General features: G+C 62.0%; 16 protein-coding genes. 12 read left to right on the top strand and 4 right to left on the bottom strand.

Annotated elements, in window-relative coordinates; all coding sequences use genetic code 11:
* Window positions 1–240 precede the first annotated feature (240 nt).
* From LDN70_RS16710 to LDN70_RS16700, 3 genes are all read left to right on the top strand, one after another.
* On the top strand, window positions 241–1,185 hold the full coding sequence (locus tag LDN70_RS16710; protein ID WP_142938071.1) for a carbohydrate ABC transporter permease: 945 nt from the start codon (window positions 241–243) through the stop codon (window positions 1,183–1,185).
* On the top strand, window positions 1,178–2,116 hold the full coding sequence (locus LDN70_RS16705; RefSeq protein ID WP_223940842.1) for a carbohydrate ABC transporter permease: 939 nt from the start codon (window positions 1,178–1,180) through the stop codon (window positions 2,114–2,116). The genes LDN70_RS16710 and LDN70_RS16705 overlap by 8 nt, the downstream gene beginning before the upstream one ends.
* Before the next feature lie 235 nt (window positions 2,117–2,351).
* Window positions 2,352–3,728: an ABC transporter substrate-binding protein gene (locus LDN70_RS16700; RefSeq protein WP_223940841.1), complete on the top strand. Its 1,377-nt coding sequence runs from the start codon at window positions 2,352–2,354 to the stop codon at window positions 3,726–3,728.
* A gap of 84 nt (window positions 3,729–3,812) precedes the next feature.
* Here the strand turns inward: LDN70_RS16700 and LDN70_RS16695 are convergent, their stop codons facing one another.
* Window positions 3,813–5,849, bottom strand: a complete 2,037-nt coding sequence (locus LDN70_RS16695; RefSeq protein WP_223940840.1) for a beta-galactosidase — start codon at window positions 5,847–5,849, stop codon at window positions 3,813–3,815.
* A gap of 206 nt (window positions 5,850–6,055) precedes the next feature.
* Between LDN70_RS16695 and LDN70_RS16690 the strand changes: the two genes are divergently transcribed.
* The 5 genes from LDN70_RS16690 to LDN70_RS16670 all read left to right on the top strand — a co-directional run bounded on the left by LDN70_RS16690 (window position 6,056) and on the right by LDN70_RS16670 (window position 11,286).
* The gene (locus LDN70_RS16690; RefSeq protein WP_223940839.1) at window positions 6,056–7,342 is read left to right on the top strand and encodes an ABC transporter substrate-binding protein; all 1,287 of its coding nucleotides are present in this window, start codon (window positions 6,056–6,058) and stop codon (window positions 7,340–7,342) included.
* A 30-nt stretch (window positions 7,343–7,372) separates the two neighbouring features.
* The gene (locus LDN70_RS16685) at window positions 7,373–8,323 is read left to right on the top strand and encodes a carbohydrate ABC transporter permease (protein WP_166841807.1); all 951 of its coding nucleotides are present in this window, start codon (window positions 7,373–7,375) and stop codon (window positions 8,321–8,323) included.
* A complete protein-coding gene (locus tag LDN70_RS16680) occupies window positions 8,320–9,243 on the top strand; it encodes a carbohydrate ABC transporter permease (protein WP_166841806.1) in 924 nt (307 codons plus the stop codon). The genes LDN70_RS16685 and LDN70_RS16680 overlap by 4 nt, the downstream gene beginning before the upstream one ends.
* Window positions 9,244–9,265: 22 nt before the next feature.
* On the top strand, window positions 9,266–9,907 hold the full coding sequence (locus LDN70_RS16675) for a Poxvirus protein I5 (protein WP_223942674.1): 642 nt from the start codon (window positions 9,266–9,268) through the stop codon (window positions 9,905–9,907).
* A gap of 104 nt (window positions 9,908–10,011) precedes the next feature.
* Complete coding sequence (locus LDN70_RS16670) at window positions 10,012–11,286, top strand: MFS transporter (RefSeq protein ID WP_223940838.1); 1,275 nt, start codon at window positions 10,012–10,014, stop codon at window positions 11,284–11,286.
* Window positions 11,287–11,355: 69 nt separating this feature from the next.
* Here LDN70_RS16670 and LDN70_RS16665 read toward each other — a convergent pair whose 3' ends face one another.
* Entirely contained in the window at window positions 11,356–13,482 is a 2,127-nt protein-coding gene (locus LDN70_RS16665; protein ID WP_223940837.1) for a DUF6807 family protein, read from the bottom strand.
* 264 nt (window positions 13,483–13,746) lie between these two features.
* On the opposite strand from LDN70_RS16665, the gene LDN70_RS16660 reads away from it, so the two are divergent.
* From LDN70_RS16660 to LDN70_RS16645, 4 genes are all read left to right on the top strand, one after another.
* The gene (locus LDN70_RS16660; protein WP_223940836.1) at window positions 13,747–14,754 is read left to right on the top strand and encodes an acetylxylan esterase; all 1,008 of its coding nucleotides are present in this window, start codon (window positions 13,747–13,749) and stop codon (window positions 14,752–14,754) included.
* 220 nt (window positions 14,755–14,974) lie between these two features.
* Window positions 14,975–16,111, top strand: a complete 1,137-nt coding sequence (locus tag LDN70_RS16655; RefSeq protein WP_223940835.1) for a 3-deoxy-7-phosphoheptulonate synthase — start codon at window positions 14,975–14,977, stop codon at window positions 16,109–16,111.
* Between the two features lie 154 nt (window positions 16,112–16,265).
* Window positions 16,266–16,478, top strand: coding sequence for a helix-turn-helix domain-containing protein (locus tag LDN70_RS16650; RefSeq protein ID WP_017199160.1), 213 nt, complete (start codon window positions 16,266–16,268; stop codon window positions 16,476–16,478).
* 165 nt (window positions 16,479–16,643) lie between these two features.
* Window positions 16,644–16,742, top strand: coding sequence for a 30S ribosomal protein bS22 (locus tag LDN70_RS16645; protein WP_003792170.1), 99 nt, complete (start codon window positions 16,644–16,646; stop codon window positions 16,740–16,742).
* 231 nt (window positions 16,743–16,973) lie between these two features.
* Here LDN70_RS16645 and LDN70_RS16640 read toward each other — a convergent pair whose 3' ends face one another.
* A complete protein-coding gene (locus LDN70_RS16640; RefSeq protein WP_223940834.1) occupies window positions 16,974–17,936 on the bottom strand; it encodes a DUF559 domain-containing protein in 963 nt (320 codons plus the stop codon).
* Between the two features lie 147 nt (window positions 17,937–18,083).
* Entirely contained in the window at window positions 18,084–18,947 is an 864-nt protein-coding gene (locus LDN70_RS16635; RefSeq protein ID WP_142938092.1) for an HAD family hydrolase, read from the bottom strand.
* Window positions 18,948–19,000 lie beyond the last annotated feature (53 nt).

Genomic DNA, 19,000 nt, shown 5'->3' with positions numbered 1-19,000 from the left:
AAATTAGCAAAAGGCTGTACAAGGGTCAAGAAAACGTTTACTTTGATACGGAGCCGCTGAAACCCGGGACCTCGATCCTGGCACCTCAGGAGGGAACGCCGGAAGGTCGGCGTCCCGGAAGGCAAGTACCAACCAGACTCGATGTCCGTGGATGGCCACGATGACCAAAGGAGACCACATGGCCGCTGTACTACGCACGGGGACGCCGCGAAGCGTCCGCGGGCCTGTGAGGGGGAAGCGATGAGCGCTATTGGCGAACTCTCCACGATGACCCGCCGTAAGGGCCCTGCTACCAAGGAAGAGAAGAAGGCGAACGGCCGGGATAACAAGGCTGCGTATATCTTCCTCTTGCCGTGGTTGGTGGGCTTGGTGGCGATCACCATCGGTCCGATGCTGATGTCGTTGTATTTGTCCTTCACGGACTACAACCTGTTGCAGCCCCCGGAATGGGTGGGCCTGGATAACTTCGTGCGGATGTTCGGTGATGCGCGGCTTCACAACTCGCTCGGCGTGACGTTCACGTATGTGCTGGTGGGCGTGCCGTTGCAGCTGGCGGTGGCGTTGTTGATCGCGCTGGTCCTGGACAAGGGGCTGCGTGGCCTTCCGTTTTACCGTTCAGTGTTCTACTTGCCCTCATTGTTGGGCGGTTCAGTAGCGATTGCTATCTTGTGGAAGCAGATCTTCGGCACCACCGGCCTGGTGAACCAGGTCCTGGCGATGGTTGGCATCCAGGGGCCCGGCTGGATCTCGGATCCCGGGACCGCGCTGGGTTCGATCATCCTGCTGCACGTGTGGACGTTCGGTGCCCCGATGATCATCTTCCTGGCCGGCCTGCGCCAGATCCCGGTGATGTACTACGAGGCCGCCAAGGTAGATGGCGCCACCACGTTGCAGCAGTTCTGGCGGATCACGCTTCCGATGCTGAGCCCCATCATTTTCTTCAACCTGGTGTTGCAGATCATCGGTTCGTTCCAGTCGTTCACGCAGGCGTTCATCGTCTCCGGCGGTAACGGCGGTCCGTCCGACTCCACCATGTTCTTCACCCTGTACCTGTACCAAAAGGGCTTCGGCCAGTTCGATATGGGTTACGCCTCAGCGATGGCCTGGTTCCTGCTGGTCATCATCGGTGTCTTCACTGCCATCAACTTCATCGCTTCAAAGTATTGGGTGTTCTACGATGACTAAACTCCAGAGCCTTCCCGCAGCGTCTTCCTCCGACGCCAAAGCCGGCCAGTCCGGCAAGAGCCCGCGCCGCCGCGAATCCCGGGGGAACCTGGCCTTCAGCCGCTCTGCCCGGACCAAGGGCCTGATCAAACACGCCATCCTGATCCTTGTAGGCGGTGTGATGATCTACCCGCTGCTGTGGATGGTGGTTTCGTCCCTGCGCCCCAATGACCTCATCTTCCGCGAACCCGGCCTCTGGCTGGAGAACCTGGAAATGAGCAACTACACCGATGGCTGGTCCGCGCTGACTCACCCGTTCGGGCACTACATGATCAACTCCGCGATCGTGGTCCTGGGCTCGATCGTTGGCAACCTGGTTTCCTGCTCCATGGCCGCCTACGCCTTCGCCCGCCTGCAGTTCAGCGGTAAGAAACTCTTCTTCGGCATCATGCTCCTGACCATCATGCTGCCCTTCCATGTAGTGATCGTGCCGCAGTACATCCTGTTCTCCCAGATCGGCTGGGTGAACACCTTCTGGCCGCTGATCGTGCCCAAGCTCCTGGCCACGGACGCGTTCTTCGTCTTCCTCATGGTCCAGTTCATCCGCGGCATCCCCAAGGACCTCGACGAAGCCGCGCGCATCGACGGCGCCGGCCACCCCAGGATCTTCCTGCGCGTGATTCTGCCTCTGATGGTCCCGGCCCTGGCTACCACCACCATCTTCACGTTCATCTGGACCTGGAATGACTTCTTCGGCGCGCTGATTTACCTCACGGACCCGGACATGTTCACCGTTCCCGTAGCGCTCCGGGCCTTCGTTGACTCGCAGTCGGCAACCAGCTGGGGATCGCTCTTCGCAATGTCCATCGTGTCCCTGCTCCCCGTGTTCCTGGTGTTCCTCTTCGGCCAGCGATTCCTCATCAAGGGAATCGCCACCACCGGCATCAAGTAGGCCGCCGGCTTCTCTGAAGGGGGCGGTTGGTCCCGCCCCCTTTTGCTGGGTACCGCTGTAGGGCGTGCCCGTCGACGCCGGTGCGTGCCGCCCGCATGGCTGCGTGCCGCCGTCGACAATCCAACAACTAAGACAAGTTGATAGCTTGTAATACAAGACTGTGACTTGTATCATAATATTCAGTAAGAAAACGCTTTCCCAATCGCATCAGGATCAATGAAGATCGGAGACAACAGTGCCGGTACATCCCAAGGGTGAAGCAGTCGCCCCCGCAGAAGAGTCGGGAACCCCAGCCCTCAAGGCCCAGGCCCCCAAAGCAAGGCGTAGAGTTCGTGCCTCAGCCCTGGTGGCAGCAACAGCTGCTGCAGTTCTTGCCCTCACCGCTTGCGGCGGCGGGGGATCGGAGGCCAAGAGTGCTGACGGCAAGGTGGAGTTGCGCTTCTCCTGGTGGGGCAGCGACAAGCGCGCCCAGGTGACGCAGGCTGCCATCGCTGCCTTCGAGGCCGAGAATCCCAACATCAAGATCAAGCCGGAGTATGGCGACTGGAGTGGCTACTGGGACAAGCTGGCTACGCAGGTGGCAGCTAATGACGCCCCGGACATCATCCAAATGGACGAGAAGTATATCACCGAGTACTCCACCCGCGGAGCCTTGCTGGACCTCTCCAAATATCAGATCGATACCTCAAAGCTCGACAAGGCCGCGCTGGAAGCCGGACAGGGCGAGGACGGCCTGACCGGTATCGCTGCCGGCATCAACGCCGCCACTATCCTGGCCAACCCGGCAGTGTTCGAGGCTGCCGGAGTCGCTATCCCCGATGACAAGACCTGGACGTGGGAAGACTTCGAGCGCGTCGCCGCCGAGATCACGGCCAAGTCGCCCAAGGGCACCTACGGCGCAGCCGCTTATGGTACGGATGAAGCTTCCCTCGGGGTGTGGCTCCGCCAGAACGGCAAGTCCCTCTACACCGAGGACGGCAAGCTTGGCTTCGAGCCCTCGGACATCGCCCAGTGGTGGGGTTTCCTGAAGGAACTCAGCGAGAAGAAGGCTGTTCCCTCAGCGTCCGAGGTTGTTGAAGCCGAGGCCGCCCCGCTGGACCAGAGTGGCCTGGCTACGGGTAAGAACGGCTTGGCCTTCTGGTGGTCCAACCAGCTTCCGGCCTTGGAGAAGGCTGCAGGCGGAGAACTGCAGATCATGCGCTTCCCGTCCAAGACGGGCAAGGCTGAGGACTCCAAGCTCTGGTACAAGGCTTCGCAGTTCTGGTCCGCATCATCACGCACCAAGCACCCTGAAGAGACGGCCAAGTTCATCAACTTCCTGGCCAACGACGTCAAGGCTGGCGAGGCACTTCTGGCCGACCGCGGCGTGTACCCCAACTCGGAGGTCCGCGAGGCCATCGCTCCCAAGCTGGCCAAGGCCGACGTCAAGGTTGTCAGCTTCATTGACGCGATCAAGGACGAACTTGGAGAGGCTCCGGCGGCACCGCCGAAGGGTGCGGGAGCCATTCAGGAGATCATCAAGCGCTACACCTCGGAGGTCCTGTTCAACAGGCTTTCCACCGAAGAAGCCGGCAAGAAGGCAGTGGATGAAATGAAGTCCGCCATCAGCTAGCTTTCGCACCGTAAACCGCGCCCCGGGCGAATCATTCGTGATCCGTCCGGGGCGCGGTTTTTGCGTGTGCTGTCCCTTCTTGGGTCAGTCTTCCGCGATGACGGCCACGGCTCCGGCGGGTACCACCCCAGTGAAGCGTTCGCCGCTGAGCAGTTCGCCGCCGTCGGCCTTCACTGTGACGTCCCCCCGGCTGTGGTTGATGGCGAACAGGAAGGCGCGGCCGTCCGCGGCGCGCCGTCGGATAAGTTCGACGCCGGAAGAAACCTCAGCAACGGGTGTCACCCCTGCTTCGTCCATCAACCGGGCGGTAAGGGCGTCGATGCCTTCGGGGTCGGGGAGGGTTGCGAGGTACCAGGCTGAACCGGTGCCCACACTTCGCCGTGTCAGGGCCGGGACATCGGTGAGCGGGTAGTCGGCGAAGGCTGCCAGAACTTCTGTATCCCCGGCGGCACGCACGTTCTCGCTCCACACGGATCCCACTGTTCCGGAGGCAAATACCGTGCCGTCGCTCAACGTGACCGAGGTACCGGGGAAGAGCGGGTGGAATTCTTCACCCCGAACGCCCAAAAGTTCACGGAAAGCGCCCGGGTAGCCGCCCAATCGAACGTGGTCCCGTTCATCAACAATGCCGCTGAAGTAGCTGATCAGCACGGTGGCGCCACCCTCCGCGGCTGCCGCGATGGAGGCGGCCGCTGAATCCGTGACGGCGTACAACGTGCACACCAGGATGAGGTCATATCCGGAGATGTCCGATGACGGGTGCACGAAGTCCGCGGTGATCCCGCGCTTATAGAGGGAACGGTGGAACGCCCGCATGGTGTCCAAATACTTCAGTGAATTGCTCGGGTGTGAGTCCAGCTCGGAGGCCCACCAGGCTTCGTAGTCGAACACGATCGCGACCCGCGAGTCCACGCGGGAGCCTTTGACAGGTTCCAGCCTGGACAGCGCCTCGCCGAGGTCCACCACGTTACGCCACACCTGCGTGTCGCGGCCGCCGTGGGGGACCATGGCGGAGTGGAACTTCTCCGAGCCGGCCTTGCTTTGGCGCCACTGGAAGAACATGACGGCATCGGCGCCGCGGGCCACATGCGTCAGGGAATTCCGGAGCATTTCGCCGGGCATCTTGGGCTGGTTGTGCGGCTGCCAGTTAACCGCCGACGTCGAGTGTTCCATGAGGATCCACGGCTCACCGCCGGCTACACCGCGGGTCAGGTCCGCGCTGAACGCGAGTTCGATTTCCCGCTCCGGGTCAGCGGCCACGAGGTAGTGATCGTTGGCGATCACGTCCATGTCTTTGGACCAATCGAAGTAGTCCAGGGCCTTGGTGGCGCTGGAGACCATGAAGTTGGTGGTCGCCGGAACGTTGGGGGTGACGTCACGGATCACGGCCAGCAGCTCGCGGTAGTAGTCGATGAAGGCCCAGGAGTTGAAGCGCGCGAAGTCCAGCTGTTGCCCAGGGTTCAATGTAGTGGGAGCTGCGCCCGGCGGGATGATCTCGTCAAACGATGCGTAATGCTGGGACCAGAACGCCGTACCCCAGGCATCGTTGAGGGCCTCGATGGAACCGTAGCGCCGTTCCAGCCAAGCGCGGAAAGCGGTTGCGTCTTCCTCGCCATGGAACTCGCCAACGTGGCAGCCAAGCTCGTTGTCCACGTGCCAGAGTGCCAGGGCCGGGTGGTTTTTGTAGCGTTCGGCGATGACCCGCGTCATGGCGGTGGCGTACCTGCGGTACACGGATGACGACGGCGTGTAGTGGCGTCGCGAGCCCCGTTCCAGCCTGACTCCTTCCGCAGTGACGGGCAGGATCTCGGGATATTTGCGGGCCAGCCAGGCAGGGGGAGAGGCTGTGGCGGTTGCCAGGGCCACCTTAATTCCGGCTCCGTGGAGGTTGTCCATGACATCGTCCAACCAGCCGAAGTCGTAGTTCCCTTCAGTGGGCTCCAGGAGCCCCCAGGAGAAAATGCCGACGCTGAGGAAGTTGACCCCGGCTTCCTTCATGAGCTCAATGTCCTCAAGCCGGATGTCCTCCGGCCACTGCTCGGGGTTGTAGTCGCCGCCGTAAGCGAGTCCGTCGATGCTGTTCCAGACGGATGGACTGCGTGGGATTTCGGGGGAAGTCAAGGGGACTCCTTCGTCAGGTGGGCCGTGCTGGTACTGGAGGTACTGAAGGTATGAATGCAGCGTACCGGTCAAATTGCGATCTTTGGAAAACGCTTGCCCAGATCCGCCATTAGGGATATTGTATCGATTCAGAAGGAGTGTAAGCGAAGTCACTGCCACGTTGTAGAGAACTCGGAAGCTTGCACCAACTGAGCAAGGAGGCTCTTATGTTCGATAGAAGGAAATTCCTCACCACGGTGGCTCTGGGCACCGCATCTGCCGCGTTCCTGTCCGCTTGTGGCCAATCCTCAACGGCAGGACAGACGGGTTCCGCGGAGAACCCCGTCACCATCACCTACACCTGGTGGGGTAACGATGACCGTGCTGAACGCACCCGCAAAGCCATTGCGCTCTTCGAGTCCAAGAATCCGGACATCAAGGTCAACGGCAACTTCTCCGACTTCGCAGGCTACTGGCAGAAGCGTGCCACCGAAGCCGCCGGTGGTGGCCTGCCGGACGTGATGCAGTGGGACCTCTCCTACCTGCGTGACTACGGTCAGCGGAACCAGCTCCTGGACCTTGGCACCGTCAAGATCAACACGGACGCATTCGACAAGTCGCTCCTTCCCTCGGGCCAGATCCGCGGCAAGACCTACGGCATCCCCACCAGCACCAACGCCTTCGCGGTCTACTACGATCCCGCCAAACTCGCTTCCTTGGGAATCGCAGAGCCCGATGGCACCTGGAACTACAAAGAATTCAACACCTTCCTGGCCGAGGTTGGCGCCAAGGGCAACGGCACGTTGTTCGGTGGCACCGACTACACCGGCATTTGGTGGAACTTCAACATCTGGCTGCGTCAGAACAACATCCAGGCCTTCACCGAGGACGGCAAGCTTGGGTTCTCCAAGGACGATCTGAAGAAGTGGTGGAACCTTACCGCGGACCTGCGCGGTACCGGGGCAATTGTTGGCGAAGACAAGGCCACCCAGTTGCTGCCCAAGTCCCCGTTCGGATCCAATGTCACTGCCACGGAAGTTACGTGGGACAACTTCATGGCCGGCTACCTCGCTGACAGCGGTGCCAAGGAACTCAAGCTGGTTCCTGTCCCGTCGGATGACCCGGACAACCTGGGCCTGTTCCTCAAGCCGTCCATGCTCATGGTGGCCAGCGCCAAGACCAAGTACAAGGATGCTGCCGCCCGCTTCATTGACTTCATGGTCAACGATCCCGAGGTGGGCCAGATCTTCAAGACCTCCCGCGGTGTTCCTGCGTCCAAGACCCAACGCGACGGCACCACGTTCGACGGCACGGACAAGCTCGTGGTGGATTACGAGAAGTCCATCGAGAAGTACCTCAAGGACGCCCCCGAGCCGCCCATCGTCGGTTTCGGCACCCTGGAGTCCACGTTCAAGCGCGTCACCCAGGACCTCAACTACGGCAAGCTCACCGTGGACGGCGCAGTTGATGCGTGGTTCAAGGAAGCCGAAGACCTCATCAAGCAGAACGCCTGATACAGGCTTCATAACTGACGGACTGATCCTGTGACTCAAAGCCCAACCCTGAGCAGGCGCACCGCTTCCGCTCCCACGCCGCCGCGTAAATCGCGCCGGCGCGGGGCGGACGCCCGCGCCGGCTACACGTTCCTGTTGCCCTGGCTGCTGGGATTTATCGCCCTGACCGTAGGCCCGATGATTTCCTCGCTGTACCTTTCCTTCACCAACTACAACCTCTTCGATGCCCCCAAGTGGATCGGCTTCGATAACTACGTCAGCCTCTTCCAGGACGAACGGTTCCTGCAGTCGGTGGGCGTGACCATGCAGTACGTGGTCTTCGGTACTCCGCTGAAGCTCGCGGCGGCGTTGGCGATCGCGATGCTGCTCAACAGCAAACGCAAAGGCCAGGGCTTCTACCGGTCCTCGTTCTACGCCCCGTCCCTGATCGGCGCGTCGGTGTCCATCGCGATTGTCTGGAAAGCCATGTTCGGCGATTCCGGCCCCGTAGACCAAGGCCTGTCCTTCTTCGGGATCAACCTCGGCGGTTGGGTGGGCAACCCCAACATGACCATGGGCATGATGATCCTGCTGACCGTCTGGCAGTTCGGCGCCCCGATGGTCATCTTTCTGGCCGGCCTCAAGCAGATCCCTGCCGACCTATACGAAGCAGCCTCGATGGACGGCGCCGGCCCGGTCCGGAAGTTCATGAACATTACCTGGCCCATGCTCTCCCCGGTGATCTTCTTCAACCTGTTGATGGAAACCATCCACGCGTTCCAGATCTTCGCCTCGGCCTACATCATCTCCAACGGTGAAGGCGGCCCGGCAGGATCCACCCTCTTCTACACCCTCTACCTGTACTTGCGCGGTTTCTCCGATTTCCGGATGGGCTACGCCTCGGCGATGGCCTGGCTCCTGGTGATCGTGGTCGGCATCATCACGCTGATCTTCTTCAAGACCTCCAAGTCCTGGGTCCACTACAGCGGTGATGCAAAGTGACAACCATGGCAACCCCCACCCAGAACCAACCAACAACAACCACCCCGGCGCCGGTCTATAACCCGAAGTCCGAATCCACCACGGTCAAACGGATCAAGAGCACCATCTTCCACATCGTGGCCCTGGGCTTGGTGGCGATGGTCCTCTACCCGGCCCTGTGGATGATCTCCGCGGCGTTCAAGCCGAACTCGGAGATCGGCGGCGCCAACAACGCGCTGTGGTCCAACAATTTCAGCTTCGATAACTTCGCAACGGCCATGGAAGGCATCGGCGGGGTCTCCACCCTGACGTTCTTCACCAACTCGCTGATCCTGGCCGTCGGAGCTGTCGTCGGCACGGTCCTCTCGGCGTCCATTTCCGCTTACGCCTTCGCCCGGATCAATTTCCCCGGCCGTGGACTGTTCTTCGGCATGATGATCGCCACTCTGCTGCTGCCCTTCCACGTGGTCATCATCCCGCAGTACATCGTGTTCCAGCAGCTTGGCCTCGTGGACACCTACGTGCCGCTGCTGATCGGCAAGTTCCTCGCCGCGGACGCATTCTTCGTGTTCCTCATGGTCCAGTTCATGCGCGGCCTCCCGGCCGAACTGGACGAAGCCGCCCGCATCGACGGCGCCGGACACGTCCGGATCTTCGGGTCCATCATGCTCCCGCTGATGAAACCGGCCCTGATCTCCACCTCCATCTTCTCCTTCATCTGGAGCTGGAACGACTTCCTGGGCCCGCTGCTCTACCTGAACACTCCGGACAAATACCCGCTACCCCTGGCGCTGCGGCTCTTCGTGGACCAGACCCAGAGCTCGGACTACGGAGCCATGATCGCCATGTCCGTCCTGGCGCTCCTGCCCGTGCTGGTCTTCTTCCTGGTCTTCCAGCGCTACATCGTCGAAGGCGTCTCAACCCAGGGTCTCAAGGGTTAAGGAGTAGCAGAGAATGAGCACTATGAACGCCACAGGAAAGTCCTCGGGGAACCCCGGGATTCCGGTCAACCGTTTTGCCCTCTTTGCCGAGACCATCCTGGCGGGAGTCATCGTGCTCCTCCTTTCCGTGCCGTTGGTGACGGCGCCGGCTGCCTACGCGGCCGGCGTCGCGCACCTGGAAAGGCACCTCAGCGGCAGGGACGATTCCCTGCGAAGCCTGTGGGGCAATTTCCGCCGTGCGCTGCCCGGCAGTTGGAAGATCGGCATCACGACGGCGGCAGCCGCCGTCGTGATTGTCCTGAACCTGTTGCTCGCCCTGGTCGGTCAACTGCCCGGCCGGGCAGCGATCCTGCCCGCCACGCTGATCCTGGCTGCGGCCGGCGCCGTGCTGTTCCTGCGTATCGCTGCCAACTGGAGCGGGAGCGTGACTTGGAGCGGCGACGCCGACCAACAATCCGCCGACGTTCCCGGCCCGCAACGCTGGGCTGCCGCCTATGCCAACGCCAAGGCCGACTCGCTGCGGGACTGGACTGGCTCGCTGTTGTTGCTTGCCGCCGTCTTTATGGCCGTCGTCTTCGTGTGGATGCTGCAGGCCCTGTTCGTGATCGTCCCCGGGACCCTGGTTCTGGCCGCTGCCGCCATCAAAATCCGCGCCAATCGCTGAGTTTTTGTACACCTAATGCCCTTTAGGAGCGCCCTTAGGGGCATCAGCTGTACAAAAACTCCACAAGAATCCGTCCCGAACCGCTGAATCGAGCAGAACACTCCGTGTCGCCGCGCCCGTTCCCACTGCGCCCCAAATCCTCCACACCGCGAGCCCGCTCCACGGACAGCTGGCATTACCCGCTGAGACACCACAACTACCGGATCTTCGTCACTCTCTCCCTTGTAGGGAGTGGCGGGGTATGGATGCAACGCCTCGCCCAGGACTGGCTGGTGCTGCAGCTCACGGGCAGCCCAGCTGCCGTTGGTGTCGCCGTTGCCCTTCAATTCCTGCCCATGCTGGTGGTGGGTCCAATCAGCGGAGTGCTGGTGGACCTGTTCCCTAAACGCCGCATCCTTCTGGTTTGCCAGTCCGTCGCCGCGTTGCTGGCCGCAGCTTTGGCTGTGTGGAACGCGACGGGCGGCACGGACGTCTGGGTGGTCTATGCGTCCTGCATAGCCCTGGGAATCACCAGTGCGATCGATGGACCGGCACGGCAGGTCTTTGTCAACGAGGTAGTGGGCGACGCCGGACTGCCCGCCGCAATCGGCCTCAACAGCGCAATAGGGCAGTTGGGGGCCATGGCAGGCCCCGCTCTGGCAGGGGTAGTCATTGCCCAGGCCGGTTCAGCAGCGGCTTTCGCGGCCAACGCTTTGATAGGGGTTTCGGTCCTGGTGATGATCGCCTCCATCAGGCCCGGCGAACTGCACCATTCTCACCCGCCCACTGAGCCGGGTGCCCGGCGCGGCCAGATCCTGGCCGGTTTCCGCTTCGTCATCGCTCGTCCGCCCCTGCTGCTGACCATGCTGCTTGCGGGCTTACTGGGTGCCTTTGGCATGAACGGGCCCGTAGTCCTCGCCGCGTTCGCTGACGGAGTGTGGCATAGCGGTCCCGCAGGCTTTGGGCTCTTCAATACCGTCAGCGCCTTGGGCGCACTGGCAGGTGCGCTGGTGGCCACGCGCATCAAACGCTTTGGACGAAAAGGGATTGTGGCCAGCGCCGGGCTTTTCGGCTTGACGCAAGCCCTCGCTGCCGTGATGCCCACCCAGGAGTGGTTTGTGGTGATGCTCATTGTGGTGGGTTTCATGACCCTGGTGTTCCTCACGAGCGCGGCAACGGCGGTGCAGCTCGAGGCCGGCGCCAGCGTGCGTGGCAGGGTTCTGGCCCTGTATTTCCCGCTCCTGCTGGGTGGCCATGCTTTGGGCGGTTTGCTGGCCGGCTGGCTTACAGAAGACTTTGGGGTCCGCACGGGACTGGTTGTCACGGGCGCACTGGGCATGGTGTCGGCGGCAGTGATTGGCTTGCTGCTGTGGCTCTACTCGGCTCGCCGGCGCGCCTAGCCACCCCCCACAAGCCGGCTTTTGTCCGTCCTCCCTGTTGATGAAAAGTGACGAGGACGGACAAGCGCGCTACATCCTGACGCTGCCTACCAGGTCCTCGATCTCCGCTGCGTCCAAAGTTCCGTCGCTGATCCACACCGTGTTGGTCCGGGTGATCGAGTCACCTGCAGCCAGTTCTACGGCGGTGTCCCACGCCAGCGCCGAACCCACTGCGGGGTAGCCGCTGCACCGAACGAACCACGGGTCCGCCGACTCCAAAGGTGCGCCGAACACCAAAGTGGCAGGGCCGCCGTCGAACTCTCCCGTCCAAGCGAGCCACGGCGCCACCGAGCCGTGCACGGACGGCTCACCCTCGGCTGTGGAGGAGAAGACGCGCGGGGCGGTACAGGCTGGAAGCCGCCAGAAGAATCCGCCGTAGCCGCTGCCGGCGGCACCGTGCGAACCGGGACTGCCCAGCGAAACATCCACGACGGCGGTAAGCCGGGTCTGAATGTCGAGTCGCCATGTGCGGGCGTCCAGGGGCGTGCGGCTCAGGGAACGGCTTTCCTTCAGGACCAGTTCACCGTCTGCTGCGAGCCAGCTGAGGTCAAGCGTGGTGTGGTCTTTTTCCCGGGAGATGCTCGCCGTTTCGATCCTGCCGTGGTCCTTCAAGTCCACGTACCTGCCCGTTGTTCTGCGGTAGCTGCGGCCGCCCCAGAAGTTGCTGCCGTTGACGTCCTGCAGGGCAAATCCTGCGCCGAGGTGCCATACGTGGTCTGAGGGCAAGTGATCCGTAACCACCACGCCGGCTTGTGTGGTCACCGGGTGCAAGTAGGGCCTCGGGGCGAGATCCGGCTCGAGGGTGCTTCCGGAGCGCAGGACGGCGGCGCTGTTGTTGGAGGCGTCAGCGTTGGCGTTGGCGTCCACGTCAGGGGAGAAGAGTGCCTCGGCACCAGCGGTGACCGGCAGAGCCCAAGGAAGTCCCAACTCGGAGAAGGTAGCGTGGGCGCGGGTGGCGCGTTCCAGGATGTCCTCAATGTTCGGAATCACTGCGTGGGCTTGCTCGCCCGTACCCACCCATTTCACGCATTCCGTGGGAATCAGCGCAGGTGCCTCTGCTGTTCGGATGGCTTCCACTACCTTCATGAAGGCGCCGCTGTGATCGAGTGGGCTGAGCAGTGGCGTGCCGTGGGACAGGTGTTGGAGGAGGTTCTCGGTGAGATCGTCTCGACCGAACGTGTGAGCGGTTTCGCCCGCTTCGGTGCGGACCGTCACCCGGTCCTCCGTGTAGTGGAATACTGCCGTGCCTTCAGTGCCGTGGAGCGTGACATACGGTTCCACGGATTCGGTGGCGCACAGCGTGAGGGCGCAGGTGATGGGCAAACCGTTGATGGTCCGCATGCGGATCACAGAGGTGTCGTCCGCTTCGATGTCATTGGCGCGGTAGAGATCGGTGTCCACGGATACCAGATCCTCTGCTTCCCTCGCTCCGGCAATGCGGAGTGCGGTGGCAATCGCATGAGCCAGCGGATTGGTCGCCACGCCATCCACCACATCCACGCCGTCGAGGCTGCGTTTGCCTGCCCAGCGGGACCGCTTGTAATAGGCCCGATCCCGGACCCAGCGTCCCGTGGCGGAAATCCCCTTCAAAGTGCCGATACCCGGCAGCTCTTCCGCCGCATCCCCGCCGGCCAGCTTCTCCAACGCTGCCAAGGCATGGGATCCGAGGCTCTGAAAACCAATCTGAACGCTGCGGCCAGCCTTTGCCGCCGCTTCCTGGAGGCGGAGGAAGTCGCTCATCGAGGCAACCGGGGGCTTCTCCAAGTAAAGATCAGCCTCGGAAGCAAGAACGGACAGCGCCAACGGGGCGTGGGTCTGGATAGGAGTTGCCACGATGATGACGTCCGGTCCGTGCTCGCCGGCCAGCAGTTCGTCCAGATTGGCATGCACTGCCGTGGTGGCCGGCAAAGCTCCGGGTGCCGGCGGATTCGGGTCGGCCACGGCAACAAGGTCCACCATGCCCTGGCTGCTCAGCCGCTCCAGGTTGCGGAGATGGTGCGTGCCGAAGCCGTGCACGCCCACCAGGGCGAGTCGGGCGGGGGGAGTGGCGGGCCCAGTGGCACGTCCAGTGGCGCCGGCAGGCCCGGTTGACGCTGCAGTCCCGGTCGAAGGGGCAGGCCTGTTGGGTGTTGGGCTGCTGACGGACTTGGTGTCCATGGGCTCTCCTCGGCTGGCGCGGCGACGATGGCGCGTGACGCCGTCGTCTGGGTCTTCACAAAAGTGTTCGGGCGGGTTTAGGCTACACCTCAGCAAGCGCTTTCCCGTGGTTGGCTGTGTTTAGTTTAGCCTGAACCGACTCGAAATGTAACGATTCAAATTGAAGAACCATTTGAGTTCCTCATGACGTAGGATGTCCTCAATCAGCCTTCGACGTCAGCAGCACAGCCAGCACAGTCAGACCCACCTGAACCGGAATGGACCATGCCCCTCTTCGACCTCCCCCTTGACCAGCTCCGTAACTACTCCTCCACAGCCGTAGCACCAGCCGATCTCAGTGACTTCTGGGATCGCACCATCGCTGAGGCCCGGGCGCTCCCGCTCAATGCCGTGTTCGAACCCGTGGACAACTACCTCAGCGTGATCAACACCTTCGATGTCACGTTCTCCGGCTTCGGGGGAGACCGCATCAAGGGCTGGCTGCACGTGCCGTCACAGCTTGAGCCGGGCGAGCAGCTTCCCGTGGTGGTGGAGTACATCGGCTACTCAGGCGGGCGCGGCCTGGTCAACCAGAACACCCGCTGGGCCCAGGCCGGGTACGCGCACTTCATCATGGACACCCGCGGCCAAGGCTATGGCGGCGTCTCCGGAGACACCCCGGATCCACACCCCTCGGCGGGCGAGGTCAATTACGCCGGGCTCATGACCCGTGGGTCCGGGCACCAGGACGATTACTACTTCCGCCGGGTCTACGTGGACGCCTTCCGTGCGGTAGAAGCGGCACAGAACCATCCCGCCGTCGACCCTTCACAGGTAATCCTTACCGGCGTGAGCCAAGGTGGCGGCATTACTGTTGCCGCTGCTGGGCTGACCGCTGGAAGGCTCGACGGCGTCATCGCCGCGCTGCCCGACGTCCCATTCCTGCAGGACTTCCCCCGCGCGATCGACATCACCCCGCGTGGCCCGTACCCCGAGATTGCCGGATTCCTGGGCCGGCACCGCGAAAAGTATGAGCCCATGCTGGCAGTGCTGAACTACTTCGACGGCGTGCACTTGGGCCGTGCCGCCACAGTTCCCGCTCTATTCTCCGCTGCGCAAATGGATGACATCTGCCCTCCGTCAACGGTGTTCGCGAGCTACAACAGCTACGGCACAGGCTTCGGCGGGGTTGAGAAGGACATCGAGGTTTACCGCTTCAACAACCACGAAGGCGGGCAGGAACACCACTGGATCAAGCAGCTGCAGTTCCTGCGCAAACTACTGTCATCTTGATGGAAGCGATTTGCCCGCGATGAAGAACCGCGGTTATGGTGTGGCTATGACAAACCGTTGGTATGCGTATTTTTCGTTGGCTCTGGAGGGGCCCGCGTCTAACTGACACGCATCCAACTTTCCTTCAGAGCCAACAGGGCAGAGATTACTCTCTGCCCTTCGCCATATCCGGCGGGTTCTGACAAGGGGCCCGCTCCGCATCCCGGAACAGGACCCAGACATGACCAGCATCGCTGCAGAACCCACACCGCTCCACCCGGCTGATTCCGCCCAGCCCGCCACCTCCAACCTGCGGGTGGCCCGTTTCGAACCGCTTCCGGCGCCCCAGGACCTCATCGCCGAGTTGCCGCTGGACGCCCGCTCAGCTGCCGTCGTCGACCGCGGCCGTGACCAGGTCCGCGCCATCATGGACGGCGTGGACGATCGCCTGTTGGTGATTGTGGGCCCGTGCTCCATCCACGATCCCAAGGCCGGGCTCGAATACGCCCGCCGGTTGGTCAGCCAGGCCGAGAAGCACAAGGAAGACTTGCTGATCGTGATGCGGACCTACTTCGAGAAGCCCCGCACCACCGTCGGCTGGAAGGGCCTCATCAACGATCCCCACCTGGACGGCAGCCACGACATCGCCGCAGGCCTGCGCGCCGCCCGCGGCTTCCTCAAGCAGGTCGCCGCCCTGGGCCTGCCCACGGCCACCGAGTTCCTGGAACCCATCAGCCCGCAGTACATGGCGGACCTCGTCTCCTGGGGCGCCATCGGTGCGCGCACCACCGAAAGCCAGATCCACCGCCAGCTCGCCTCCGGTCTGTCCATGCCGATCGGGTTCAAGAACGGCACCGACGGCGACCTCCAGGTGGCCATCGACGCGTGCGGCGCCTCTGCCGCTGAGCAAGCCTTCCTGGGAATCGACGACGACGGCCGGGCAGCTCTCGTAGCGACCTCCGGAAACCCCGATACCCACGTGATCCTCCGGGGCGGACGCAAGGGTCCCAACTACTCTGCCGACGACGTCGCAGCGGCCTCGGGCAAGCTTGCTGCCAAGGGCCTCAACCCTCGCCTGATCGTGGACGCCAGCCACGCCAACAGTGGCAAGAGCCATCACCGCCAGGCCGAGGTTGCACTGGAAATCGGTGCGCAGCTGGAAGCAGGGGAGACCTCGCCGATTGCCGGTGTGATGCTGGAAAGCTTCCTTGTGGGCGGGGCGCAGAACCTGGATACCGCCCAGCAGCTTTCCGGGGAGCAGGAGCTGGTGTACGGCCAGAGCGTTACGGATGCCTGCATGGAGTGGGACGTCACGGCCTCGGTTTTGGATCAGCTCGCGGCCTCGGCACGCAAGCGTCGCGCGGTGGTCGCGGCGTAGTCCCGGTAACGCCGGGCAGATCTGTGTCGCTGGCTCTTTCACATTGGCCCCATCAGCCTCTAGAGTATCTAGCACATGGTTGTTTGATGGCTCAGCATCGGCACACAGTTCCACTGGGGGTGTCCTATCGTCTGAGAGCAAAGGAATATGGGAAATGTCCGCGGAGACTAACTTCTCGAATGCGCGTTTCATGACGGTGGCCGAGGTGGCCGACGTCCTGCGCGTTTCCAAAATGACCGTGTACCGCCTGGTTCACTCCGGAGAGATGCCCGCTGTAAGGTTCGGCCGTTCCTTCCGGGTTCCCGAAGAGGCTGTTGCCCAGTACCTCAAGGGTGCTGTGGTGGACGGACAATCCGAGACCGCCTGAGACTTGCCGCAGTCCGTCCTCCGGACCGTGGTCACAGGGTGCCTCTTTGAAGCGGTACTCTGTTAAGGAACGTTTTACGTCAATGTAAGAATCTGTCAGTTGTACTGTCTGCTTTCCGCGGATCGGTTCCAACAGACAGGAACTTCTAGTTTGTAAGGAACTTTCGTGGGTTCAGTTATTAAGAAGCGCCGCAAGCGTATGGCCAAGAAGAAGCACCGCAAGCTGCTTCGTAAGACTCGCCACCAGCGCCGCAATAAGAAGTAGAGATACTTCATCAAGCGTGAATGCCCGTTGCCTCTCGAGGTGGCGGGCATTTTTGCACCCCCGTCGCTCTCTCACATCCTGCGGGGTTTTTCCGGTCGCTCTCTCACGTCCTGCGGGATTTTTCCGTTCGCTCTCTCATGTCCCGCGGGGTTTTTCCGTTCGCTCTCTCATGTCCCGCGGGGTTTTTCCGTTCGCTCTCTCATGTCCCGCGGGGTTTTTCCGGTCGCTCTCTCACGTCCTGCGGGAAAAGCCTGAGCTGACGGCGGGATCCTGCCAGGCTGATCTCAGAGCGCGTTTAATCTTCCCAATGGCTGATGAAAAATGGTCCGCCAGGTCATCTTTTCCGAACTTGAGGACCGTCCAACCTGCTGCTTCGAATGCTTTGTCGCGTCGCCGGTCGCTAAATATCTGTTCCTGCTCAAGGTGATGGCCGCCGTCGTACTGTATCGCTACTCGCCGATCGCGGAAGCCCAGGTCCGCGGACGGGGAGAACGGGTCGCCCGGCCGGAGCTGTACCTGCAGCTCCGGTTCGGGAATACCAGCGTCCAGCATCGCCAAGCGGAGTAGCGACTCGGGTGCGGAGTCGGCGCCCACACGCATGAGGTCGAGTGCTTCTCTTGCCCGAACCACACCCTGCAGATTCTTGTGCCTATCCACCATTTTGCGGAGCGCCTCAAGTGTAGTGAATGGTGTATCGCGTTGTTCGAACTCCAGCCTGGGAGTGCGGATGAGTTCGTCGCCCATGCAGACGAGGTCGGGGACCGGAAGGCGTCTTGCGAGATCCAACCAAGTCCGCGATCGAGTGCTGATCCAGATGCCATGGACAAACTCGATCTCGTCCTCGGAGGCGACTACCGTGTGCCCGATCACTCCCTTGCGCCGAACTGAAGGGAGATGCCTCGGCTTGCTGAGATGCAATTCGTTGGAGTCCGACAACCAAGGCGGAAGACAGGATCCATGTAGCCTCGCGGCCGTTACATGTGAAATCCAAGCGCCAGGAGTTGCAGCTGAGAGCGCTCTTGCAGCCGCTGACAGGTCGAAATTCCAGTCGGAAGGTCGATAAACACCTCGGCTAACGCCATCAATCTTGGTTCGGTTCCTTAGGTGCGATCGCTTAAGGCCCGCAACCTCGGCCTCGTCGAGAGTGAAGGGTGCAACTGTCAGTTGCCGAGGAATCGGCGTGAAATTCTTCATACCGGCATTCTTGCCCAGATATGTTGAAGGCACCGGAAGTTATCCACAGGCTGTGTGAGGCCCGCGCGTGATGTGAGAGAGCGTTTGGTTTATGCACGCGTGATGTGAGAGAGCGCTGGGTTTATGCGCGCGTGATGTGAGAGAGCGTTAGACGTGGGGGCCGCGGAATTTCGCGAATCCGCGCCATAGACCGTAGACGGCTCCGCCGACGGTCGCGGCTTTGAGGCCGAATGTTGCGGCGCGGCGTCCGGAACGGAAATCGTAAACGGGCCAATTGTTTTCACGCGCATGCCGGCGCAGCTTTGCATCCGGGTTGATGACCACTGGATGTCCCACCATGGTGAGCAAGGGAATGTCATTGGCGGAGTCGCTGTAAGCCCAGCAATGGTCCAGGTCCAGCCCTTCGCGATCTGCAACGATTTGGACAGCGATCGCCTTGGCAGGTCCGTGCAGGATGTCGCCTACAAGCTTCCCCGTGTACACGCCGTCGTCCACCTCGCCCACGGTGCCCAGGGCGCCGGTCAGACCGAGCCGGGTGGAGATGACTGTGGCCACTTCGATGGGCGTGGCAGTCACGAGCCACACTTTACGGCCCACCCGGAGGTGTTGGTCGGCCAGCGCCTTGGTTCCGGGCCAGATCCGCGACTCGATCATTTCGTCGTAAACCTCTTCGCCCAAGGCCTTGATGTCCTCGACCGTAATGCCCGCAGCAAGTGTCAGCGCGGAGTCACGCACCGAATGGACATCTTCCATGTTCTCGCCGCGCATGACGAACTTGAATTGCTTCCAGGCGAATCCGGCGGCCTGCGAAAGAGTGAACGCTTTGCGCTCATACATTTTGCGAGCCACGTGGAAGAGGCTGGCACCTTTCATCAACGTATTGTCGACATCGAAAAAAGCGGCCTCGCCAGCGTACTTCCGCGCCATGTCCTTTTTGGCCGCGTCCCTCTGTACGGCGTCCTGCTGCACCAAGGCATCTGCGACCACGGCGGCGTTCTTCTCCTCGGGCATGCTTTGAGTCTAGTCAATCACCGGGGCCAGTGTTGAGGACGCACGGTGGCGTG

This window comes from Arthrobacter sp. StoSoilB22 (assembly GCF_019977315.1).
Lineage (GTDB): Bacteria > Actinomycetota > Actinomycetes > Actinomycetales > Micrococcaceae > Arthrobacter.
Note: the sequence above shows the minus strand (reverse complement) of the source record. Positions and strands in the feature narration are given on the sequence as shown.